This is a genomic window from Paraburkholderia piptadeniae (assembly GCF_900007165.1).
Taxonomy (GTDB): Bacteria; Pseudomonadota; Gammaproteobacteria; order Burkholderiales; family Burkholderiaceae; genus Paraburkholderia; species Paraburkholderia piptadeniae.
This window is the reverse complement of the sequence record NZ_CYGY02000263.1, coordinates 1-543: the sequence shown is the minus strand read 5'-3', so window position 1 is coordinate 543 and position 543 is coordinate 1. Positions and strand designations below refer to the sequence as shown.

Here is a 543-nt window from a genome sequence, read left to right as displayed (position 1 = left end):
CTATTAGCTGCAGAGCCGGCCGACGTGACTGTATCGGCAGCATGGGCCCCGAATACGAGCAGGCTCTGCAGCAGGATGGCTTCAGTGAGAACGGTCGGCCAGAGACAGGTTTTGCGTGGCCTTCTCGCCATTCACCATTGCCTCAAGAGTGCCGCCAGCGGCGAAGATCGCGGCGGATGGCTTCAGCATCCAGCGCATGGTTGCGCCCGCTAAAACGTAGCCAAGTAGGCCCGGGGTGATGTCGGTACGGCGACCCATGGTGTCGACGTAACTCAGGCCTGCCAGCTGGGCATGGCTGCCACCGTGATTGCTCACCTGCAGCATCACATGGTCGCCATCACGCAGTAGACTCCATTGCAGTTGTGGCGGAGCGGCAGCCGCTCCGGCAGGCTGGATGAAGACGGGCACCGAGTAATGCAGCACGAACTGCAACCCCGGCTTGCCTTGCGCATCGACTGGCAACTCGTCGATTGCCAACCGGTAAGCATCTTCCACCGCGCCCGCACCAGTGGGTGGCGCACCCACCCGGATGACCCGGACCAA

General features: G+C 62.6%; 1 protein-coding gene. It reads right to left on the bottom strand.

Annotation, left to right across the window (positions count from 1 at the left end):
• Positions 1–81 precede the first annotated feature (81 nt).
• Positions 82–543, bottom strand: a 462-nt coding sequence (locus tag BN2476_RS45135) for a fimbrial biogenesis chaperone (protein ID WP_369122666.1), incomplete at its 5' end; no start/stop codon positions are given.